Source organism: Erwinia sp. 9145 (assembly GCF_000745075.1).
Classification (GTDB): domain Bacteria; phylum Pseudomonadota; class Gammaproteobacteria; order Enterobacterales; family Enterobacteriaceae; genus Erwinia; species Erwinia oleae.
In genome coordinates, this window is sequence record NZ_JQNE01000001.1 from 3,959,600 (window position 1) to 3,976,998 (window position 17,399).

Sequence of the window (17,399 nt, forward strand, 5' to 3'; positions counted from 1 at the left end):
TTATTACTGACCGCCGTTAAACTTTCGAAACAGCAACCCTTCTTCAATAATATTGCCGTCGCTGAGCTTACCAAGGCCAATTTTGCTGACGTTGGCCTGCTTTACGATCTCTGTTACACCGCCCATTTTTTAAAAAAAGAGGCCGGATTTACTATCGCCAATGCTTCCGAAACGGTGCCGGTAAACAAAGCCATAGCCAAAACTATTTTTTGAGCGGCATTCATCATTCGATTTACTTGTTGCTGCATTTCTCTACTTCTGGATGAAACAGCAAAGCACAGTTTGCCTGCCATAGCGTCGACGATAAAAAAGAGTTTCATTTGTTCTGTATCAATAAAAAAGCTGCGTTTTAATTTAAGTCTACAAAATCTCACCCTCGCTTTAAATTAAAAAACATACATGACAAAACTATATAATTTTATTATTCCAACCGTCACGAATGAATTTTATATTCGCGTTATTCAACAACACAGCAAGGAGTATGTTTGAATGCGTGCAGCATCACGTTAACAGACCGAAAATTATGAAAAATTTATTAATTGCCCTAACTTTAATTGCAGGATTTTCATCAGTAGCAACTGCTTCTGGTTCAACTTCTGCTTCTGCTGGCTGTAGCCCCAATGCCAAGCACTGCATTTGCTGGCCTGATGGCCGTTGCGCAGATTTTGGTGATATTGGTATTTTCCCATAAATATTAAATGCCCCCGGAATTCGGGGGCATTTTTTTATTCTACAGTAACTGATTTTGCCAGATTACGCGGCTGGTCAACATCGGTGCCTTTGATCAGCGCAACGTGATACGACAGCAGCTGTAGCGGCACGGTGTAGAAGATCGGCGCAATAATCTCTTCCACGTGCGGCAGTGGAATAATGCGCATCCCTTCTGAACTGCTGAACCCGGCATCCTGATCGGCAAACACATACAGCAGACCGCCGCGCGCGCGCACCTCTTCAATGTTGGATTTCAGCTTCTCCAGCAGATCGTTATTCGGCGCCACCACGATGACCGGCATGTCCGCATCAATCAGCGCCAGCGGGCCGTGCTTCAGCTCGCCCGCCGCATACGCTTCGGCGTGAATGTAAGAGATCTCTTTCAGCTTCAGCGCGCCCTCCATTGCAATCGGATACTGATCGCCACGACCGAGGAACAGCGCATGATGCTTATCCGAGAACTCTTCAGCCAGCGCCTCGATCAGTTTGTCCTGCGACAGCATCTGTTCAATGCGGCTCGGCAGCGCCTGAAGCCCGTGTACGATATCGTGCTCAAGCTGCGCGTCAGCGCCCTTCAGACGGCCAATTTTCGCCACCAGCATCAGCAGCACGGTAAGCTGGGTGGTGAACGCTTTCGTGGATGCCACGCCGATTTCGGTGCCCGCTTTGGTCATCAGCGCCAGGTCGGATTCACGCACCAGCGAGGAGCCGCCAACGTTACAGATGGCCAGCGAACCCAGATAGCCGAGATCTTTCGACAAACGCAGCGCGGCAAGGGTATCCGCCGTTTCGCCCGACTGGGAAAGGGTGATCATCAGGCTGTTTTTACGCACGGCGGATTTGCGATAGCGGAACTCGGAGGCGATCTCCACGTCGCAGGGCACGTTCGCCAGTGACTCGAACCAGTAGCGCGAAACCATGCCGGAGTTATATGACGTGCCACAGGCGACAATCTGAATATGTTCAACCTGGCTGAGCAGCGCGTCAGCGTTCGGGCCAAGCTCGGAGAGATCGACCTCGCCGTGGCTGAAACGTCCGCTCAGGGTGTTTTTGATCGCCACCGGCTGCTCGTAAATCTCTTTCTGCATGTAGTGACGATAAACGCCTTTGTCGCCCGCATCATACTGCGCGTTGGATTCGATTTCATTGCGCTGTACCTGCTCGCCGCTGCGGCTGAAAATAACCACATCGCGACGGGTCACTTCCGCAATATCGCCCTCTTCGAGGTAGATAAAGCGGCGGGTAACCGGCAGCAGCGCCAGTTGATCGGAAGCAATAAAGTTTTCGCCCACGCCACGACCAATCACCAGCGGGCTGCCGGAGCGGGCGGCCACCAGCACGGCAGGATCGCGGCTGTCCATGATCACCATGCCGTAAGCACCGCGTAACTGAGGGATCACCCGCTGCACCACTTCGCGCAGCGTACCGCCCTGTTTTTGCTCCCAGTGAACCAGGTGAGCAACCACTTCGGTATCGGTTTCAGAGGCAAAGGTGTAGCCGCGGGCGATCATCTGATCGCGCAGCGGTTCATGGTTTTCAATGATGCCGTTATGCACGATAACGATATGTTCAGAGATATGAGGATGCGCATTGGCTTCAGAGGGTTCGCCGTGCGTTGCCCAGCGCGTGTGCGCGATGCCCGTGCCGCCCGGCAGCGGCGTGGTTTCCGCTGCTTCCGCCAGTTTCTGCACTTTACCTAAACGGCGAAGGCGGGAGAGCTGACCATCGGCGGTCACCACCGCCAGTCCGGCGGAGTCATAACCGCGATATTCAAGACGACGAAGCCCTTCCAGCAGGATCTCGGCGATATCGCGCTGCGCTACTGCACCTACAATTCCACACATAGTAATGTTTTCCTGACATTTATGGCGCTGTGGCCATGAGTATTGTCTTTGACCCGATCAGTCCGGTATTTTCCGGTTCCCCAAGCCTTGTAGAGAGCGGGGATTATTATTATTCACTGCACGAACGCGGGCGGGATGCACTCCGCCCGTTAACATTTTAAGGTTACTTCTTTTTAACCGGGCGCTGCCAGTCAGCTTTCAGCTGCTGATCTTTGCGGTTGTAAACCAGGCCGCGTGCGGCAACGTCTTTCATCACCGTGGTGCCTGCCGCAATAGTGGCGCCGGCGGGAACGGTGACCGGCGCCACCAGTTGCGTATCGGAACCGACGAAAACGTCATCGCCAATCACGGTTTTGGATTTGTTGACGCCATCGTAGTTGCAGGTGATGGTGCCCGCGCCGATATTGACGTTAGCGCCAATCTCGGCATCGCCAAGGTAGCTCAGATGGCCCGCTTTGGAGCCTTTACCCAGCGTGGCTTTTTTCATTTCAACGAAGTTGCCGACGTGCGCGCCTTCCGCCAGTTCGCTGCCCGGACGCAGCCGCGCAAATGGCCCGACGGTGCAGGCAGGCGCCAGCTCAGCATCTTCCAGCACGCTGTAGGGGCTGATGTCGCAATCGTCGCCGATGACACAGTTTTTGATAACGCAGCCGCTGCCGATTTTCACGCGGTCGCCCAGCGTGACCTTGCCTTCGATGATCACATTGGTATCAATGACCACGTCACGGCCGTGCGTCAGTTCGCCCCGGAGATCGAAGCGCGACGGATCGCGCAGCATCACGCCCGCCAGCAGCAGTTTTTCGGCCTGCCCGGCCTGATAAACGCGTTCCAGCGTTGCCAGTTGCAGACGATTGTTCACGCCGTCGGTTTCGGTGGTGCGGGAAGGGTGGACCGCTTCAATAACACGGCCTTCCTGATGGGCGAGGGCGATGATATCAGTGATGTAATACTCACCCTGGGCATTGTTGTTGGTGAGCTTGCTCAGCCAGCGTTTAAGATCGGCGCCATTTGCCAGCAGAATGCCCGTATTAATTTCATGGATTGCCAGTTGCTCTGCCGAGGCGTCTTTCTGTTCCACGATACCCACGACTGAGCCGTTTTCGCGAAGGATGCGCCCATAACCCGTAGGATTCTCCAGAATGACCGTCAGCAGCGCGATACCGCCTTCAGGTTTAGCGGCACGCAGTCGTTGCAGCGTTTCTACAGAAATCAGCGGCACGTCGCCGTACAGCATCAGAATGTCTTCGTCATCCGCAAAGTGCGGCGCAGCCTGCTGCATGGCATGTCCGGTTCCCAGTTGCTCAGCCTGCAACACCCAGTTTAAAGCGGGATCGGTTAAGGTTGACTGCAAAAGCTCGCCGCCATGGCCATACACCAGGTGAACCTGATCGGCCCCCACACGGTTGGCAGCATCAATGACATGCTGCACCATTGGCTTACCAGCAAGCAGATGCAGAACTTTAGGCAGGTCGGAATACATACGGGTTCCCTTGCCAGCAGCAAGGATCACCACGCTTATAGCGGTGTCAGACATACAAATCCTGATAGTTCGGTAAGTAAAAAGGAGTAAAGCGTTTCAGGGAGGAAATTACTACATTTTTTTCGGCCCAAAAATAGCTAAACAGGCAGGATAACGCCTGTGTGATGAACGTGTCGACTGCGCGACCTTCCCGGCCGCGACACCGCTTTATACTCTCCCCATCATCAGACGGAAGAATCTTTGAGCAGCAACCCGACCAACGCGACGCAGTGCTCTTTCCACATCAAATCAGGTCTGATGGTGGCCACCCCGGCAATGGCTCTCAACAGATCAAGCGGCGCTATTACGATTTTGCTCTCTCTCTCCCTGTTCACTGCCTCAACAAGCATGGTGACAGATGGCGACAGGCTTGCAGGCGTAGCGCCGTACAGCTCTTCTGGCCCGCCGATCAGCGTATCTAAAACATCACCGATATTCTGTTTCGTTTCAAGAAAGTCGATAAATAAATACAACCATGCTCGCAAAGCATCAATGGGCGGCCTGATCCTGACAAGTTCGGCGGCAGCGTCATTAAGTCTGATGGTTTCCTGTAAATAAACCGCCTGAATTAAATCATCGCGGGTGGGGAAGTGGCGATACAAGGTGCCAATCCCCACCCCTGCATCGCGGGCTATCTGCTCCAGGCGAGCGGCGGCACCCTGCGTTTCAAAACACACTTTGGCGGCGGCAATGAGTTTGAACCTGTTACGTTCCCCATCCGCACGTGGCCGTCGCGCCCTGGCGTGGGTAATTTTCTCTGACACAATTTACACCCTTGATAAACGGAGGTGTCCTCCGTATATTTATAAGCGGAGGATCCCTCCACATAAGGTCTCGTCTCTTTATTCACTCTATTCCGAAAGGAGATTTCATGTCCACGTTTATCAATACGGCTATACAGCTTGCCCGGCTACGTAATGCCGAACCGGATCAGAAGCTTAATTACCTTCTTGACTATATAGCGATTGCTGATTTGGTACAGCGATATGGGCACGCCACCGACACGCATGATTTCAGGTTGTTGCGAACCTGCTATGGCGATCGCATCGATATCGATCACACTCCAACGATTGGCATGGGCCGGATGCGCGTTTCAGCCGACAAATGGTGCCAGCTTGCTGAAAAGTTTCATGGCCAGCTTGATGGCGACGAGCACATCATGATCCCTCAAAATATTGTGATTAATGGTGACACAGCTTCCTGCCACGTGCTCATGCATGCCAGCCATTTTTATCGTGGCGCAAACGGCAGCCCGTATCAGACGCTTGTTGGCACTTATGATCTCAAATTTGTCCGAAGTGAAGAGGGATGGAAAATCACTGAATCTGTCCAGGGAGTAAGCTGGACGGAAGGAAACTGGCAATTTCACAATGACATCAAGGACTCTCTGGGGACGCCGGATTTGAGCTGATCTTCCGTGTCTGGCGCTGATATGAGCAGCCCTTCCCTCGGGGTGATGCGCTGACCCTAAACGCCGGGTTTAGATTAAAAAATCGGCGGCGATAATGACGGCGATCCCGTTTGCTGAACATAAAAAAATGCCGCTCAGTTTCCTGAACGGCATTCTGCATGCTTAAACCTGGGTTACATCGCTTTTTTGGTTAACTCGATTACGCGCAGTTTGGCAATCGCTTTAGCCAGTTCAGCCGACGCGGTGACGAAGTCCACATCGCCATGCGAGCTGTTCATATGCTCTTCGGCTTTGCGTTTCGCTTCCAGCGCGCGCGCTTCGTCAAGGTCAGCACCGCGGATCGCCGTATCAGCCAACACGGTAACCGAACCCGGCTGTACTTCGAGCAGGCCGCCGGAGAGATAAATGTACTCTTCCTCGCCTTTCTCTTTAACGATGCGAACCATACCCGGTTTAATGGCGGTCAGCAGCGGGGCATGGCCGGGGAAAATACCCAGTTCACCTTCGCTACCTGACACCTGAATTTTCTGCACCGCGCCGGTGAACATCTGCTGTTCTGCGCTGACAACGTCCAGGTGATATGTCGTGGCCATAATTAACCTCCCGTGAAACCGTAATTACAGCTTCTTCGCTCTTTCCACGGCTTCGTCGATAGAACCCACCATGTAGAAAGCCTGCTCTGGCAGATGGTCGAATTCACCTTCCATGATGCCTTTGAAGCCGCGGATGGTGTCTTTCAGCGTCACGTACTTGCCCGGAGAACCGGTGAAGACTTCTGCCACGAAGAAAGGCTGTGACAGGAAGCGCTGAATTTTACGTGCGCGGGCCACCAGCAGTTTGTCTTCTTCAGAAAGCTCATCCATACCCAGAATGGCGATGATGTCCTTCAGCTCCTGGTAACGTTGCAGAATAGACTGCACGCCACGTGCGGTATCGTAGTGCTCCTGGCCCACAACCAGCGGATCCAGCTGACGGCTGGTTGAGTCCAGCGGATCAACGGCCGGGTAGATACCCAGTGAGGCAATCTGACGGCTCAGGGTAACGGTGGAGTCAAGGTGGGCGAAGGTGGTCGCCGGAGACGGATCGGTAAGGTCATCCGCAGGAACGTAAACGGCCTGTACGGAAGTGATCGAACCGGTTTTGGTGGAGGTAATACGCTCCTGCAACACACCCATCTCCTCTGCCAGCGTTGGCTGGTAGCCTACCGCTGAAGGCATACGACCGAGCAGCGCGGAGACTTCCGTACCGGCCAGGGTATAACGATAGATGTTGTCGATGAACAGCAGAACGTCACGGCCTTCATCACGGAATTTTTCCGCCATGGTCAGACCGGTCAGCGCCACGCGCAGGCGGTTTCCTGGCGGCTCGTTCATCTGGCCATACACCAGGGAAACTTTATCGATAACGTTCGAGTCGGTCATTTCGTGGTAGAAGTCGTTACCCTCACGAGTACGCTCACCCACGCCGGCGAAAACGGAGAAACCTGAGTGCTCGGCCGCGATGTTACGGATAAGCTCCATCATGTTTACGGTTTTACCCACGCCCGCACCACCGAACAGACCCACTTTACCGCCCTTAGCGAACGGACAGATCAGGTCGATAACTTTGATGCCGGTTTCCAGCAGTTCCTGGGAGTTAGACTGATCTTCGTATGAAGGTGCTTCGCGGTGGATCGCCCAGCGCTCTTCTTCGCCGATGTCGCCTTTCATGTCGATCGGCTCGCCCAGCACGTTCATGATGCGGCCAAGGGTTGCCGTTCCAACAGGAACTTCAATCGGGTGCTCAAGGTCAACCGTATCCAGACCGCGTTTCAGGCCGTCGGAAGAACCCATGGCGATGGTACGAACCACGCCGCCACCCAGCTGCTGCTGAACTTCCAGCACCAGACGTTCATCACCATTTTTCACCTCAAGCGCGCTGTATACCTGCGGTACCGCATCCTGAGGGAATTCGACGTCTACTACGGCGCCGATAATCTGGACAATCTTTCCAGTTGCCATCTTGAATCCTCTACCTAATTCGTTTATATCCAGCGCCGCGCCGATGCTGCTCACCGCTGCCGGATATACCTGGTTTAAACCGCGGAGGCCCCCGAGACGATCTCGGTAAGTTCCTGGGTGATGCTGGCCTGACGAGCTTTGTTGTATACCAACTGAAGCTCTTTGATCAGGTTGCCGCCGTTGTCGGTTGCGGCTTTCATCGCCACCATACGCGCGGCCTGCTCGCTGGCCAGGTTTTCCACAACACCCTGATAAACCTGAGACTCGACGTAGCGGCGCAGTAAGGTATCCAGCAACGCTTTCGGATCGGGTTCATACAGATAATCCCAGGTTTTTCTCTCCAGCTCTTCTTCGCCTTCTGCTGGCGGTAACGGCAGCAGCTGGGTGATAGTTGGAGTCTGAGACATGGTGTTATTAAATTTGTTGCTGACGATATACAGCTTGTCGAGGCGACCTTCGTCGTAAGCCTGCAACATCACTTTCACCGGACCAATCAAATCAGACAGGGAAGGTTTATCTCCCATGCCGGTAGACTGAGCCACGATGTTGCCGCCCACGGAACCGAAGAAGGCCAGACCTTTCGAGCCGATGATCGCCAAATCGCTTTCAACGCCTTTATCGGACCAGGCTTTCATATCCGCCAGCAGTTTTTTGAACAGGTTAATGTTCAAACCACCACAAAGCCCGCGGTCAGTCGAAACGACCAGGTAGCCGACGCGCTTGACGTCGCGCTCCTCAAGGTAAGGGTGCTTGTATTCCAGATTACCCAACGCAATGTGACCAATCACTTTGCGCATGGTATCGGCATACGGACGGCTGGCCGCCATGCGTTCCTGCGTTTTACGCATTTTGGAGGCGGCGACCATTTCCATCGCTTTGGTGATCTTCTGCGTATTTTTAACGCTGCCGATCTTGTTACGTATCTCTTTTGCGCCGGCCATCAGCTTCTCCTCAAAGCCTTGCGGCCTGCCTTTTCAGACAGGCCGCCAGACATTACCAGGACTGGGTTTTCTTAAACGCGTCGAGGAGAGCTTTCAGCTTCTCTTCGATATCGTTGTTGTAGTTACCAGACTGGTTGATATCAGCCATCAGCTCAGCGTGATCGCGGTCGGCGTAGGCCAACAGCGCTGCTTCAAAGCTGCCGATTTTTGCCAGCTCAACGTCGGTCAGATAACCACGCTCGGCTGCAAACAGCACCAGACCCTGCTGCGCAACGGACATCGGCGCATACTGTTTCTGTTTCAGAAGTTCGGTCACTTTCTGACCGTGGCTCAGCTGTTTACGGGTGGCTTCGTCCAGATCGGATGCAAACTGCGAGAACGCCGCCAGTTCACGATACTGCGCCAGCGCGGTACGAATGCCGCCGGACAGTTTCTTGATGATCTTAGTCTGAGCTGCACCGCCTACGCGGGAAACCGAAATACCAGGGTTAACTGCCGGACGAATACCGGAGTTGAACAGGTTGGTTTCCAGGAAGATCTGACCGTCAGTGATCGAAATCACGTTGGTTGGAACGAACGCGGAAACGTCGCCAGCCTGCGTTTCGATAATCGGCAGCGCGGTCAGCGACCCCGTTTTACCGGTTACGGCGCCGTTGGTGAAGCGCTCAACGTAGTCTGCGCTCACGCGAGATGCGCGTTCCAGCAGGCGAGAGTGGAGATAGAACACGTCGCCAGGGAACGCTTCACGTCCTGGTGGACGACGCAGCAGCAGAGAAACCTGACGGTAAGCAACGGCCTGTTTAGACAGGTCATCGTAAACGATCAGTGCATCTTCGCCGCGATCGCGGAAGTATTCGCCCATGGCGCAACCGGCATATGGCGCCAGGTATTGCAGCGCCGCAGATTCGGAAGCGGTCGCCACCACCACGATGGTGTTAGCCAGCGCGTTGTGCTCTTCCAGTTTGCGTACCACGTTAGCGATGGTTGACGCTTTCTGGCCGATGGCCACGTACACGCACTTGATGCCGGAATCGCGCTGGTTGATGATGGCATCGATAGCCATGGCGCTCTTACCGGTCTGACGGTCACCGATGATCAGCTCACGCTGACCACGGCCGATTGGGATCATCGCATCGACGGACTTGTAGCCCGTCTGTACAGGCTGGTCAACGGACTGCCTGTCGATAACGCCAGGCGCGATGACTTCGATTGGCGAGAAGCCATCGTTTTCGATAGCGCCTTTACCGTCGATAGGTGCGCCCAGCGTGTTGACCACGCGGCCCAGCAGGCCACGGCCAACCGGCACTTCGAGGATACGACCGGTACACTTAACCTTCATGCCTTCGGCAAGGTCAGCGTATGGGCCCATCACCACGGCGCCTACGGAGTCGCGTTCCAGGTTCAATGCGATAGCAAAACGGTTGCCCGGCAGTGAGATCATCTCACCCTGCATAACATCGGCCAGGCCGTTTACGCGGATGATGCCGTCACTGACGGAAACGATAGTACCTTCATTGTGAGCTTCGCTCACGACATTGAACTGAGCAATGCGCTGCTTGATCAGTTCGCTGATTTCGGTGGAATTCAGTTGCATATGCTCCAGTCCCCTTAAGACTGCAAGACGTCTGCAAGACGCTCAAGACGGCCGCGTACGCTGCCGTCAATGACCATATCACCCGCTCGGATGATTACGCCTGCCATTACAGACTTATCAATTTTGCAATTCAGCTTAACTTTGCGTGACAGACGTTTTTCCATAGCGGCGCTGATTTTCGTCAGCTGTTCGTCACTCAGTGCAGAAGAAGAGATTACCTCAACGTCGGTGGTCGCATCATAAGCGGCACGCAGTTGAATAAACTGTTCAAATACACCTGGAAGTGCTGGTAAACGTTTGTTTTCAGCCATGACCTTAATCAGGTTCTGACCGGCTTCGTCCAGTTCTGAGCCGCAGATAGCAATAAACCGCTCAGACAACGCTTCCGGCGCAAGCGCGCCGGAGAGAAGTTCTGCAACCTGTTCATTGCTGGCTACCTGGGCAGCGAACGCCAGCATCTGCTGCCAACGATCGATACGTTGATGCTCAACAGCAAAGTCAAACGCTGCTTTGGCGTAGGGGCGAGCTACAGTAGTAAATTCAGACATCAGCCCCTCCCTCCTTACAGTTCAGCGACCAGTTTATCAACGATGTCGCTGTTAGCAGCTTCATCCACGGAACGTTCAATGATTTTCTCGGCGCCGGCAACCGCCAGCATTGCCACCTGCTTACGCAACTCTTCACGTGCACGTTTGCGTTCGGCGTCGATTTCTGCCTGCGCCTGGGTGACGATCTTGTTACGTTCCTGCTCAGCTTCAGCTTTCGCTTCGTCCAGGATCTGGGAACGGCGTTTGTTAGCCTGTTCGATGATTACCTGAGCTTCTTCTTTCGCTTTTTTCAGCTGATCGGTCGCATTAGCCTGTGCGAGATCCAAATCTTTTTTGGCACGTTCGGCGGAAGCAAGGCCTTCGGCAACTTCTTTCTGGCGCTTTTCGATGGCAGCCATCAGCGGCGGCCATACGTACTTCATGCAGAACAGGACAAACAGGATAAACGCGATGGCCTGGCCGAGGATTGTTGCATTAATGTTCACAGCACAATGCCTCTTGTTAAGTTAACTTTTTTCTGCGGTCGTAATGACGAACAGAAGCCGTTCATCGTCAGGCGAACCTGACGATGAACATTCGGTTTACGCGACGGCGAACATCACGTACAGGCCCAGACCAACGGCAATCATTGGGATTGCATCCACCAGCCCCATGACAACAAAGAACTGCGTACGCAGCAGAGGGATCAGATCCGGTTGACGCGCGGCGCCTTCCAGGAATTTACCTCCGAGGATGCCGATACCGATCGCAGCACCGATTGCCGCTAAGCCCATCATCACAGCGGCAGCCATGTACAGCAGATCCATATTCAGGTTTTCCATGACAGTCTCCAGTTTGTTTCAGTTAAAACGCAGTTTGTGTTGAGATAAAAATCAATGTTCTTCAGACGCCATCGACAGATAGACAATCGTTAAGACCATGAAAATGAATGCCTGTAGCGAAATGATCAGGATGTGGAAAATGGCCCATGGCACATTCAGAATCCACTGTGACCACCACGGCAGCAGGCCGGCAATCAGGATAAAAATCAATTCACCCGCGTACATGTTGCCGAACAGTCGCAGACCAAGAGAAACCGGTTTGGACAGCAGGCTGACGCCTTCAAGGATCAGGTTGATCGGAATGAAGATGGGGTGATTGAAAGGTTGCAGAGTCAGCTCTTTCGTAAAGCCGCCAATGCCTTTCATCTTGATGCTGTAGAACAGAATCAAAATAAATACGCCCAGCGCCATTGAGAGCGTAATGTTTACGTCGGCGGAGGGAACAACGCGCAGTGCTGGCAGGCCCAGAACATGCTCACCGATGAACGGCAGCAGATCGATAGGCAGCAGATCCATAAAGTTCATCAGGAAAACCCAGACGAAAATGGTCAGCGCCAGCGGAGCGATAACTTTGCTTTTTCCGTGGTACATATCGCGCACGTTGTCGTCAACAAAGCCGACGACGAGTTCAATGGCAGCCTGAAGCTTGCCCGGTACGCCGCTGGTGGCGGATTTTGCCACTTTACGGAACAGCACCAAGAATATCACTCCCAGCAACACAGAGAAGAACATGGAGTCGATATTCAGTAACCAGAACGTCGCCGGAGCGTCGTGCGGATTCACCAGCTCGAAGGTACGCAGGTCAATCTGAAGGTTGTTCAGATGGTGCCCTATGTATTCCTGCGGCGTAGAGATTTCTCCTGCTGCCATGATGCCTCTTACCCTTTATTGTTAATTACAGTCGGCGCGACGATTTGCACAATCACCACCGATAACCAGGCCAGTCCGAGCGGTTTAAATACCGCCCCGAACACCGCCAGCGCCACGATAAGCAGAAGGATGGTGGTCAGCACTTTAAGCACTTCTCCCAGTGCAAAGCTCCAGGCCATGCGCCCCTTAACGGGTTCTCCTGCCTGATGGCGCCAGGCAAAATTCATAAATACTATGTTCGGCAGCCAGGCTGCCAGTCCGCCAGCTAACGCAGACAAGCCCCAGGTCAGATCATAAAGTGCGAACAGCGCGCCGATTACGACAAACGTCACCAGCTGAATCAGCAGCACGGTTCGGGCAAATTTGACTCTGTACAATGACACTGACATGACGCTCTCCCGCCCCACAAGGGGTATGTCGCGTGTCGTATAAAACTGCCTTTACTCTTTTGAGTCAAGCAGCAAAAAACGAGCAAATTATACGGTGCGCCCCTGCAATTTCAATGCATAAGTAGCGAAAAGGTGAACAATTATTTAAATTTCTTTCTATCGCCCTGTTTTTTGAAATTTTGACCAACCGCGATTCGGATATGATTAATCTTAAAAGCAGGGCTTGTGCGCTTATAAAGCGTGCTAAGGATCACACTTCAAAAAATTAATGGTTAAAAATTCATCGCACACCCGAATGCTGAATGGGAAAAAAATAATTAAAAACCATTTAAAAACAATAATTTGAATTTAGTAACTTTAAAAACAGAGAACAAACCACAAAAAATCCACTTATTGACATCTTCAACAATTATTCATTGTCAATGAGCCGTTGCCTTTAACGATTTATACAACAGATATATTTTCAATCGTGACTATCAGGCGTCGGATTATATCGCCGACTCGTGACGATACTGATAAATCCATGTAAATAATTAGTTAAATATGACAAAGCGTATCCGATAATTTCAGCGTGCTTTTTTAACGATTGTGAAACGTACTTTCTGGAAAGCAGATTTGAAAAAAAGTGCACAACTGATGTTTTTGCAAACAATTCTCGCTATGACGCGCGATCGGTAACCACCCTGTCATTGATAATAATCAGATGGCGCTCGCCTTCCAGTTCCGGTACTGACAGTTTCACGACCCGATCGCAGAAAAATCCCGCCGGTAACGCAGCCAGTTCCTGTTCAGGAACTACTCCTTTCAGAGCATAAAACTGACCCCGTTCGCCGGGTAAATGATGACACCAGTTGAGCATATCCGTCAGGGAGGCAAATGCGCGGCTGATAACACCATCAAACGGCGGCTCTGCCGGAAAATCCTCTACGCGGCTCTGTACAGGATGAATATTATCAAGTTGGAGTTCATGCTGAACCTGCTTCATAAAGCGGACGCGCTTACCCAGGCTGTCCAGCAGCGTAAACTGCGAGGCCGGTCGCACAATCGCCAGCGGAATGCCCGGCAGGCCCGGTCCGGTTCCCACATCGATAAAGCGTTCTCCGCGCAGGTAAGGTTCGACGACGATGCTGTCCATAATATGCCGCACCAGCATCTGCTGCGGATCGCGCACCGAGGTGAGGTTATATGCTTTATTCCATTTGTGCAGCATGTCTACATAGCCGACCAGCTGCTGTTTTTGCCGATCGGTCAGGGAAATATCAGCCGCTTTCAGCAGTGAAGAAAGTTTGTTAATCACAAAGAGATCCAGAAAAAGGGGCGAGAAACCCGCCCTGATTTAACGCGGCAATACGGTCATGCGCTTTTACGCAGCAGCCCCTGTTTTTTCAGCCAGATGAGCAGAATTGATATCGCAGCAGGTGTAATCCCGGAGATGCGCGACGCCTGACCAATCGAAACCGGTTTATGATCGTTCAGCTTAGCGATGACTTCATTGGAAAGCCCGCTCACCTGGCGATAGTCAAGTTCAACTGGCAGCAGCGTGTTTTCATTGCGCAGATGGCGGTCGATCTCCTCCTGCTGACGCGCGATATAGCCTTCGTACTTCACCTGAATTTCAACCTGCTCAGCGGCCTGGGCATCCTCCAGCGCGGGTGCGTACTGGCTGACGGTCATCAGTTTCGCGTAGTCCATTTCAGGACGGCGCAACAGATCTTCACCGTTGGCCTCTTTGGTCAGCGGTGCGCTGAGCACGCCGTTGACCTCTGCCACGTGCTCTGACTTTGGATGCACCCAGATATCACGCAGACGCTGGCGCTCCTGCTCGATGCGCTCCAGCTTCTCGCAGAAGCGGGCCCAGCGTGCATCATCCACCAGTCCCAGTTCGCGTCCGGCTTCCGTGAGGCGCAGATCGGCATTGTCTTCACGCAGCAGCAGGCGGTATTCCGCGCGCGAGGTGAACATGCGGTAGGGTTCTTTGGTGCCCAGGGTGCAGAGATCGTCCACCAGCACCCCCAGATACGCCTGATCGCGACGTGGTGCCCAGCTCTCTTTATCAGCAGAAAGACGTCCGGCATTGAGACCGGCAAGCAGTCCCTGGGCCGCTGCTTCTTCATAACCGGTGGTGCCGTTGATCTGTCCGGCAAAGAACAGGCCCTGAATATATTTGCTCTCCAGCGTCGGTTTCAGATCGCGCGGGTCGAAAAAGTCGTATTCGATAGCGTAACCGGGACGCACGATCTTCGCGTTTTCCATCCCCGGCATTGAACGCACGATCTGCATCTGTACGTCAAACGGCAGGCTGGTGGAGATGCCGTTCGGGTAGATTTCATTGCTGGTCAGGCCTTCCGGCTCCAGGAAGATCTGATGGCTGTTGCGATCGGCAAAGCGCATCACTTTGTCTTCGATCGACGGACAGTAGCGCGGCCCGATCCCTTCGATCACGCCCGCGTACATTGGACTGCGATCGAGGTTTTTGCGGATCACATCATGCGTGCGATCGTTGGTGCTGGTTATCCAGCACGGAACCTGCTGTGGATGTTGATCCACATGGCCCATGAATGAGAAAACCGGCAGCGGCGTGTCGCCATGCTGCGGCGTCAGCACGCTGAAGTCGATAGTGCGTGCATCGATACGTGGCGGCGTGCCGGTTTTCAGGCGGTTAACGCGAAGCGGAAGCTCACGAAGCCGACGCGCCAGCGGAATGGAAGGCGGATCGCCAGCGCGGCCGCCGCTGTAATTATCCATCCCGATATTAATTTTGCCGTCGAGGAAGGTGCCAACGGTCAGCACCACCGTTTTCGCCCGGAACTTCAGTCCCATCTGGGTGACCGCGCCGGTTACGCGATCGTTCTCAACGATAAGATCCTCAACCGCCTGCTGGAAGATCATCAGGTTAGGTTGATTTTCCAGCGCGGTACGAACGGCCTGCCGATAAAGCACGCGATCCGCCTGAGCGCGGGTTGCCCGAACGGCAGGGCCTTTGCTGGCGTTTAATATCCTGAACTGAATACCGGCCTGGTCAATCGCGTGGGCCATCAGCCCGCCAAGTGCATCCACTTCTTTAACCAGGTGTCCTTTCCCAATGCCACCGATCGCCGGATTGCAGGACATTTGTCCAAGCGTATCAATGTTGTGGGTCAATAACAGGGTTTGCTGACCCATTCGGGCAGCGGCCATCGCGGCTTCTGTGCCCGCATGACCACCACCAATTACGATGACGTCAAAAGGATCCGGATAGAACATGGTACTGCACCTCACGGTTGAGCGAATCAGGGATTGCTGGTCGGGGCGTGGATTCTACTCAACTTTAGACGATGGTGAAAGCGCAGGCCCGAAGCGTAATTAAAAAGAAGATCTTTTTTATTTAAAGATCTCTTTGTTAGATCTTCTATTAGGATCGACGATCCCTGTGGATAAGCGTAATTAGCCAAGAAGGATCAAGGCATTATGCGGGATCGTTTGCTGTGAAAGATCGGTGATCCTGTTCCGTATAAGCTGGGATCAAAAAGCAGAGTTATACACAGGGCCAGTTCGGTATGCGCGTTGTCCTTTGGATAACAACCGGTTATTACCCGGTAATAAGCCTACTTATCCACAAATGAACGCTGTTTTTATCAGCAAAAAAGGGCATTCTTTACAAAACCCGCTTCAGAAAAGCACTTTTTGAACGACGATCTTTACCCCAGGTGCGTCTTCCACTCTTCCAGCCAGACGCCGGCGGGATCTTCGGGGATCTCATGTTCCAGCACGTCAATTTCCAGACGATCGCCCAGCCGTTTTGCACCACAGGCGGTGAGCGCGCTATCCATTTTTACAATCGCACCGCAGAAAAGGTCATACTCTTTATTACCAATGCCAATGGCGCCATAGCGAACCTGACTTAAATCCGGCTTGTTCTCTTCAAGCTCATCAAACAGTGGCTGAAGGTTATCCGGTATGTCTCCGGCGCCGTGCGTTGATGTGACCACCAGCCAGATGCCGTGCTGGCTTAACTCATCCAGGCCGGGGCCATGAAGCACTTCTGTAGAAAAGCCGGCTTCATCTAACTTCTCGGCCAGATCCTCAGCGACATATTCTGCGCTGCCCAGGGTGCTGCCAGTGATAAAGGTTACGTCGGCCATAAAGGGATCTCTGTCTCTCAAAGGCCGCTATTGTACGCTGTGATCAATCTGGGATCTACCTGTGGGTAAGTAAGGTTAATCAGGAAGGTGCGCGGCACTGGCTGCCTGTTAATACAGGCAGTCCGCGTAAAAAGCGGGGATCGCGGTGTGGATAATTGTGTGCACCGATCAGGGCTTAATGCCGCGCATGATCGGGTTCTGAAGGGAGATCAGCGTTTCGGTGGACTGAATTTCATCAATGGTCTGGATCTTGTTGATCAGCACCTGCTGGAGCGCATCAATCGATCGGCACATCACCTTAATAAAGATGCTGTAGTGCCCGGTGGTGTAATACGCTTCGACCACCTCATCAAGGCTCTCAAGGCGGGCCAGCGCGGAAGGATAATCTTTTGCGCTTTTCAGAATGATGCCGATAAAACAGCAGACATCATAACCAAGGTGTTTGGGATCGATCTCCACGCGCGTGCCTTTGATAATGCCGGCCTGTTTCATCTTCTCCACGCGCACGTGGATGGTGCCGGGGCTGACGTTAAACTGTTTGGCAAGTTCAGCGTAGGCGGTGCGGGCGTTCGCCATCAGGGCGTTGAGGATGCCGCGATCCAGGTTATCGATTTGCAGCGATTCAGACAC

The 17,399-nt window shown here is 53.2% G+C and carries 20 protein-coding genes; 2 read left to right on the forward strand and 18 right to left on the reverse strand.

Features of this window, described 5'->3' with window-relative positions:
- Window positions 1-3: 3 nt before the first annotated feature.
- Both FA91_RS21405 and FA91_RS21470 read right to left on the reverse strand, forming a co-directional pair.
- Entirely contained in the window at window positions 4-126 is a 123-nt protein-coding gene (locus FA91_RS21405; RefSeq protein ID WP_231566786.1) for a DUF333 domain-containing protein, read from the reverse strand.
- On the reverse strand, window positions 114-248 hold the full coding sequence (locus FA91_RS21470; RefSeq protein ID WP_255350084.1) for a hypothetical protein: 135 nt from the start codon (window positions 246-248) through the stop codon (window positions 114-116). The genes FA91_RS21405 and FA91_RS21470 overlap by 13 nt, the downstream gene beginning before the upstream one ends.
- Before the next feature lie 233 nt (window positions 249-481).
- On the opposite strand from FA91_RS21470, the gene FA91_RS21125 reads away from it, so the two are divergent.
- Window positions 482-691, forward strand: a complete 210-nt coding sequence (locus tag FA91_RS21125; RefSeq protein WP_156103105.1) for a hypothetical protein — start codon at window positions 482-484, stop codon at window positions 689-691.
- A 34-nt stretch (window positions 692-725) separates the two neighbouring features.
- On the opposite strand, the gene glmS is transcribed toward FA91_RS21125, so the two are convergent.
- From glmS to FA91_RS18650, 3 genes are all read right to left on the reverse strand, one after another.
- Window positions 726-2,555 (reverse strand): glutamine--fructose-6-phosphate transaminase (isomerizing), encoded by a 1,830-nt coding sequence (gene glmS / locus FA91_RS18640; protein ID WP_034918203.1) that lies wholly within the window; start codon window positions 2,553-2,555, stop codon window positions 726-728.
- A 163-nt stretch (window positions 2,556-2,718) separates the two neighbouring features.
- Window positions 2,719-4,089 carry a bifunctional UDP-N-acetylglucosamine diphosphorylase/glucosamine-1-phosphate N-acetyltransferase GlmU gene (gene glmU, locus FA91_RS18645; protein WP_034918204.1) on the reverse strand — a complete coding sequence of 457 codons (1,371 nt, stop codon included), beginning with the start codon at window positions 4,087-4,089 and terminating at the stop codon, window positions 2,719-2,721.
- A gap of 170 nt (window positions 4,090-4,259) precedes the next feature.
- Window positions 4,260-4,838, reverse strand: coding sequence for a TetR/AcrR family transcriptional regulator (locus FA91_RS18650; RefSeq protein WP_034918206.1), 579 nt, complete (start codon window positions 4,836-4,838; stop codon window positions 4,260-4,262).
- A 107-nt stretch (window positions 4,839-4,945) separates the two neighbouring features.
- On the opposite strand from FA91_RS18650, the gene FA91_RS18655 reads away from it, so the two are divergent.
- The gene (locus FA91_RS18655) at window positions 4,946-5,485 is read left to right on the forward strand and encodes a nuclear transport factor 2 family protein (protein ID WP_034918208.1); all 540 of its coding nucleotides are present in this window, start codon (window positions 4,946-4,948) and stop codon (window positions 5,483-5,485) included.
- A gap of 173 nt (window positions 5,486-5,658) precedes the next feature.
- Here the strand turns inward: FA91_RS18655 and FA91_RS18660 are convergent, their stop codons facing one another.
- From FA91_RS18660 to asnC, 13 genes are all read right to left on the reverse strand, one after another.
- Window positions 5,659-6,078: a F0F1 ATP synthase subunit epsilon gene (locus FA91_RS18660; protein WP_034918211.1), complete on the reverse strand. Its 420-nt coding sequence runs from the start codon at window positions 6,076-6,078 to the stop codon at window positions 5,659-5,661.
- 24 nt (window positions 6,079-6,102) lie between these two features.
- The gene (gene atpD / locus FA91_RS18665) at window positions 6,103-7,485 is read right to left on the reverse strand and encodes a F0F1 ATP synthase subunit beta (RefSeq protein ID WP_034918214.1); all 1,383 of its coding nucleotides are present in this window, start codon (window positions 7,483-7,485) and stop codon (window positions 6,103-6,105) included.
- Window positions 7,486-7,559: 74 nt separating this feature from the next.
- Window positions 7,560-8,426, reverse strand: a complete 867-nt coding sequence (atpG, locus tag FA91_RS18670) for a F0F1 ATP synthase subunit gamma (RefSeq protein WP_034918215.1) — start codon at window positions 8,424-8,426, stop codon at window positions 7,560-7,562.
- A 52-nt stretch (window positions 8,427-8,478) separates the two neighbouring features.
- Window positions 8,479-10,020, reverse strand: a complete 1,542-nt coding sequence (gene atpA / locus FA91_RS18675) for a F0F1 ATP synthase subunit alpha (RefSeq protein WP_034918217.1) — start codon at window positions 10,018-10,020, stop codon at window positions 8,479-8,481.
- A 14-nt stretch (window positions 10,021-10,034) separates the two neighbouring features.
- On the reverse strand, window positions 10,035-10,568 hold the full coding sequence (atpH, locus tag FA91_RS18680; protein ID WP_034918219.1) for a F0F1 ATP synthase subunit delta: 534 nt from the start codon (window positions 10,566-10,568) through the stop codon (window positions 10,035-10,037).
- A gap of 14 nt (window positions 10,569-10,582) precedes the next feature.
- The gene (gene atpF / locus FA91_RS18685; protein WP_034918222.1) at window positions 10,583-11,053 is read right to left on the reverse strand and encodes a F0F1 ATP synthase subunit B; all 471 of its coding nucleotides are present in this window, start codon (window positions 11,051-11,053) and stop codon (window positions 10,583-10,585) included.
- 96 nt (window positions 11,054-11,149) lie between these two features.
- Window positions 11,150-11,389, reverse strand: a complete 240-nt coding sequence (atpE, locus tag FA91_RS18690) for a F0F1 ATP synthase subunit C (protein ID WP_003849523.1) — start codon at window positions 11,387-11,389, stop codon at window positions 11,150-11,152.
- 51 nt (window positions 11,390-11,440) lie between these two features.
- Window positions 11,441-12,259, reverse strand: coding sequence for a F0F1 ATP synthase subunit A (gene atpB, locus FA91_RS18695; protein ID WP_034918225.1), 819 nt, complete (start codon window positions 12,257-12,259; stop codon window positions 11,441-11,443).
- An 8-nt stretch (window positions 12,260-12,267) separates the two neighbouring features.
- Window positions 12,268-12,648: a F0F1 ATP synthase subunit I gene (atpI, locus tag FA91_RS18700; protein WP_034918228.1), complete on the reverse strand. Its 381-nt coding sequence runs from the start codon at window positions 12,646-12,648 to the stop codon at window positions 12,268-12,270.
- Window positions 12,649-13,306: 658 nt separating this feature from the next.
- On the reverse strand, window positions 13,307-13,945 hold the full coding sequence (gene rsmG, locus FA91_RS18705) for a 16S rRNA (guanine(527)-N(7))-methyltransferase RsmG (RefSeq protein ID WP_034918230.1): 639 nt from the start codon (window positions 13,943-13,945) through the stop codon (window positions 13,307-13,309).
- A 56-nt stretch (window positions 13,946-14,001) separates the two neighbouring features.
- The gene (gene mnmG / locus FA91_RS18710) at window positions 14,002-15,891 is read right to left on the reverse strand and encodes a tRNA uridine-5-carboxymethylaminomethyl(34) synthesis enzyme MnmG (RefSeq protein WP_034918231.1); all 1,890 of its coding nucleotides are present in this window, start codon (window positions 15,889-15,891) and stop codon (window positions 14,002-14,004) included.
- Window positions 15,892-16,325: 434 nt separating this feature from the next.
- Window positions 16,326-16,769, reverse strand: a complete 444-nt coding sequence (mioC, locus tag FA91_RS18715; protein WP_034918233.1) for an FMN-binding protein MioC — start codon at window positions 16,767-16,769, stop codon at window positions 16,326-16,328.
- A gap of 168 nt (window positions 16,770-16,937) precedes the next feature.
- Window positions 16,938-17,399 (reverse strand): transcriptional regulator AsnC, encoded by a 462-nt coding sequence (gene asnC / locus FA91_RS18720; RefSeq protein ID WP_034918236.1) that lies wholly within the window; start codon window positions 17,397-17,399, stop codon window positions 16,938-16,940.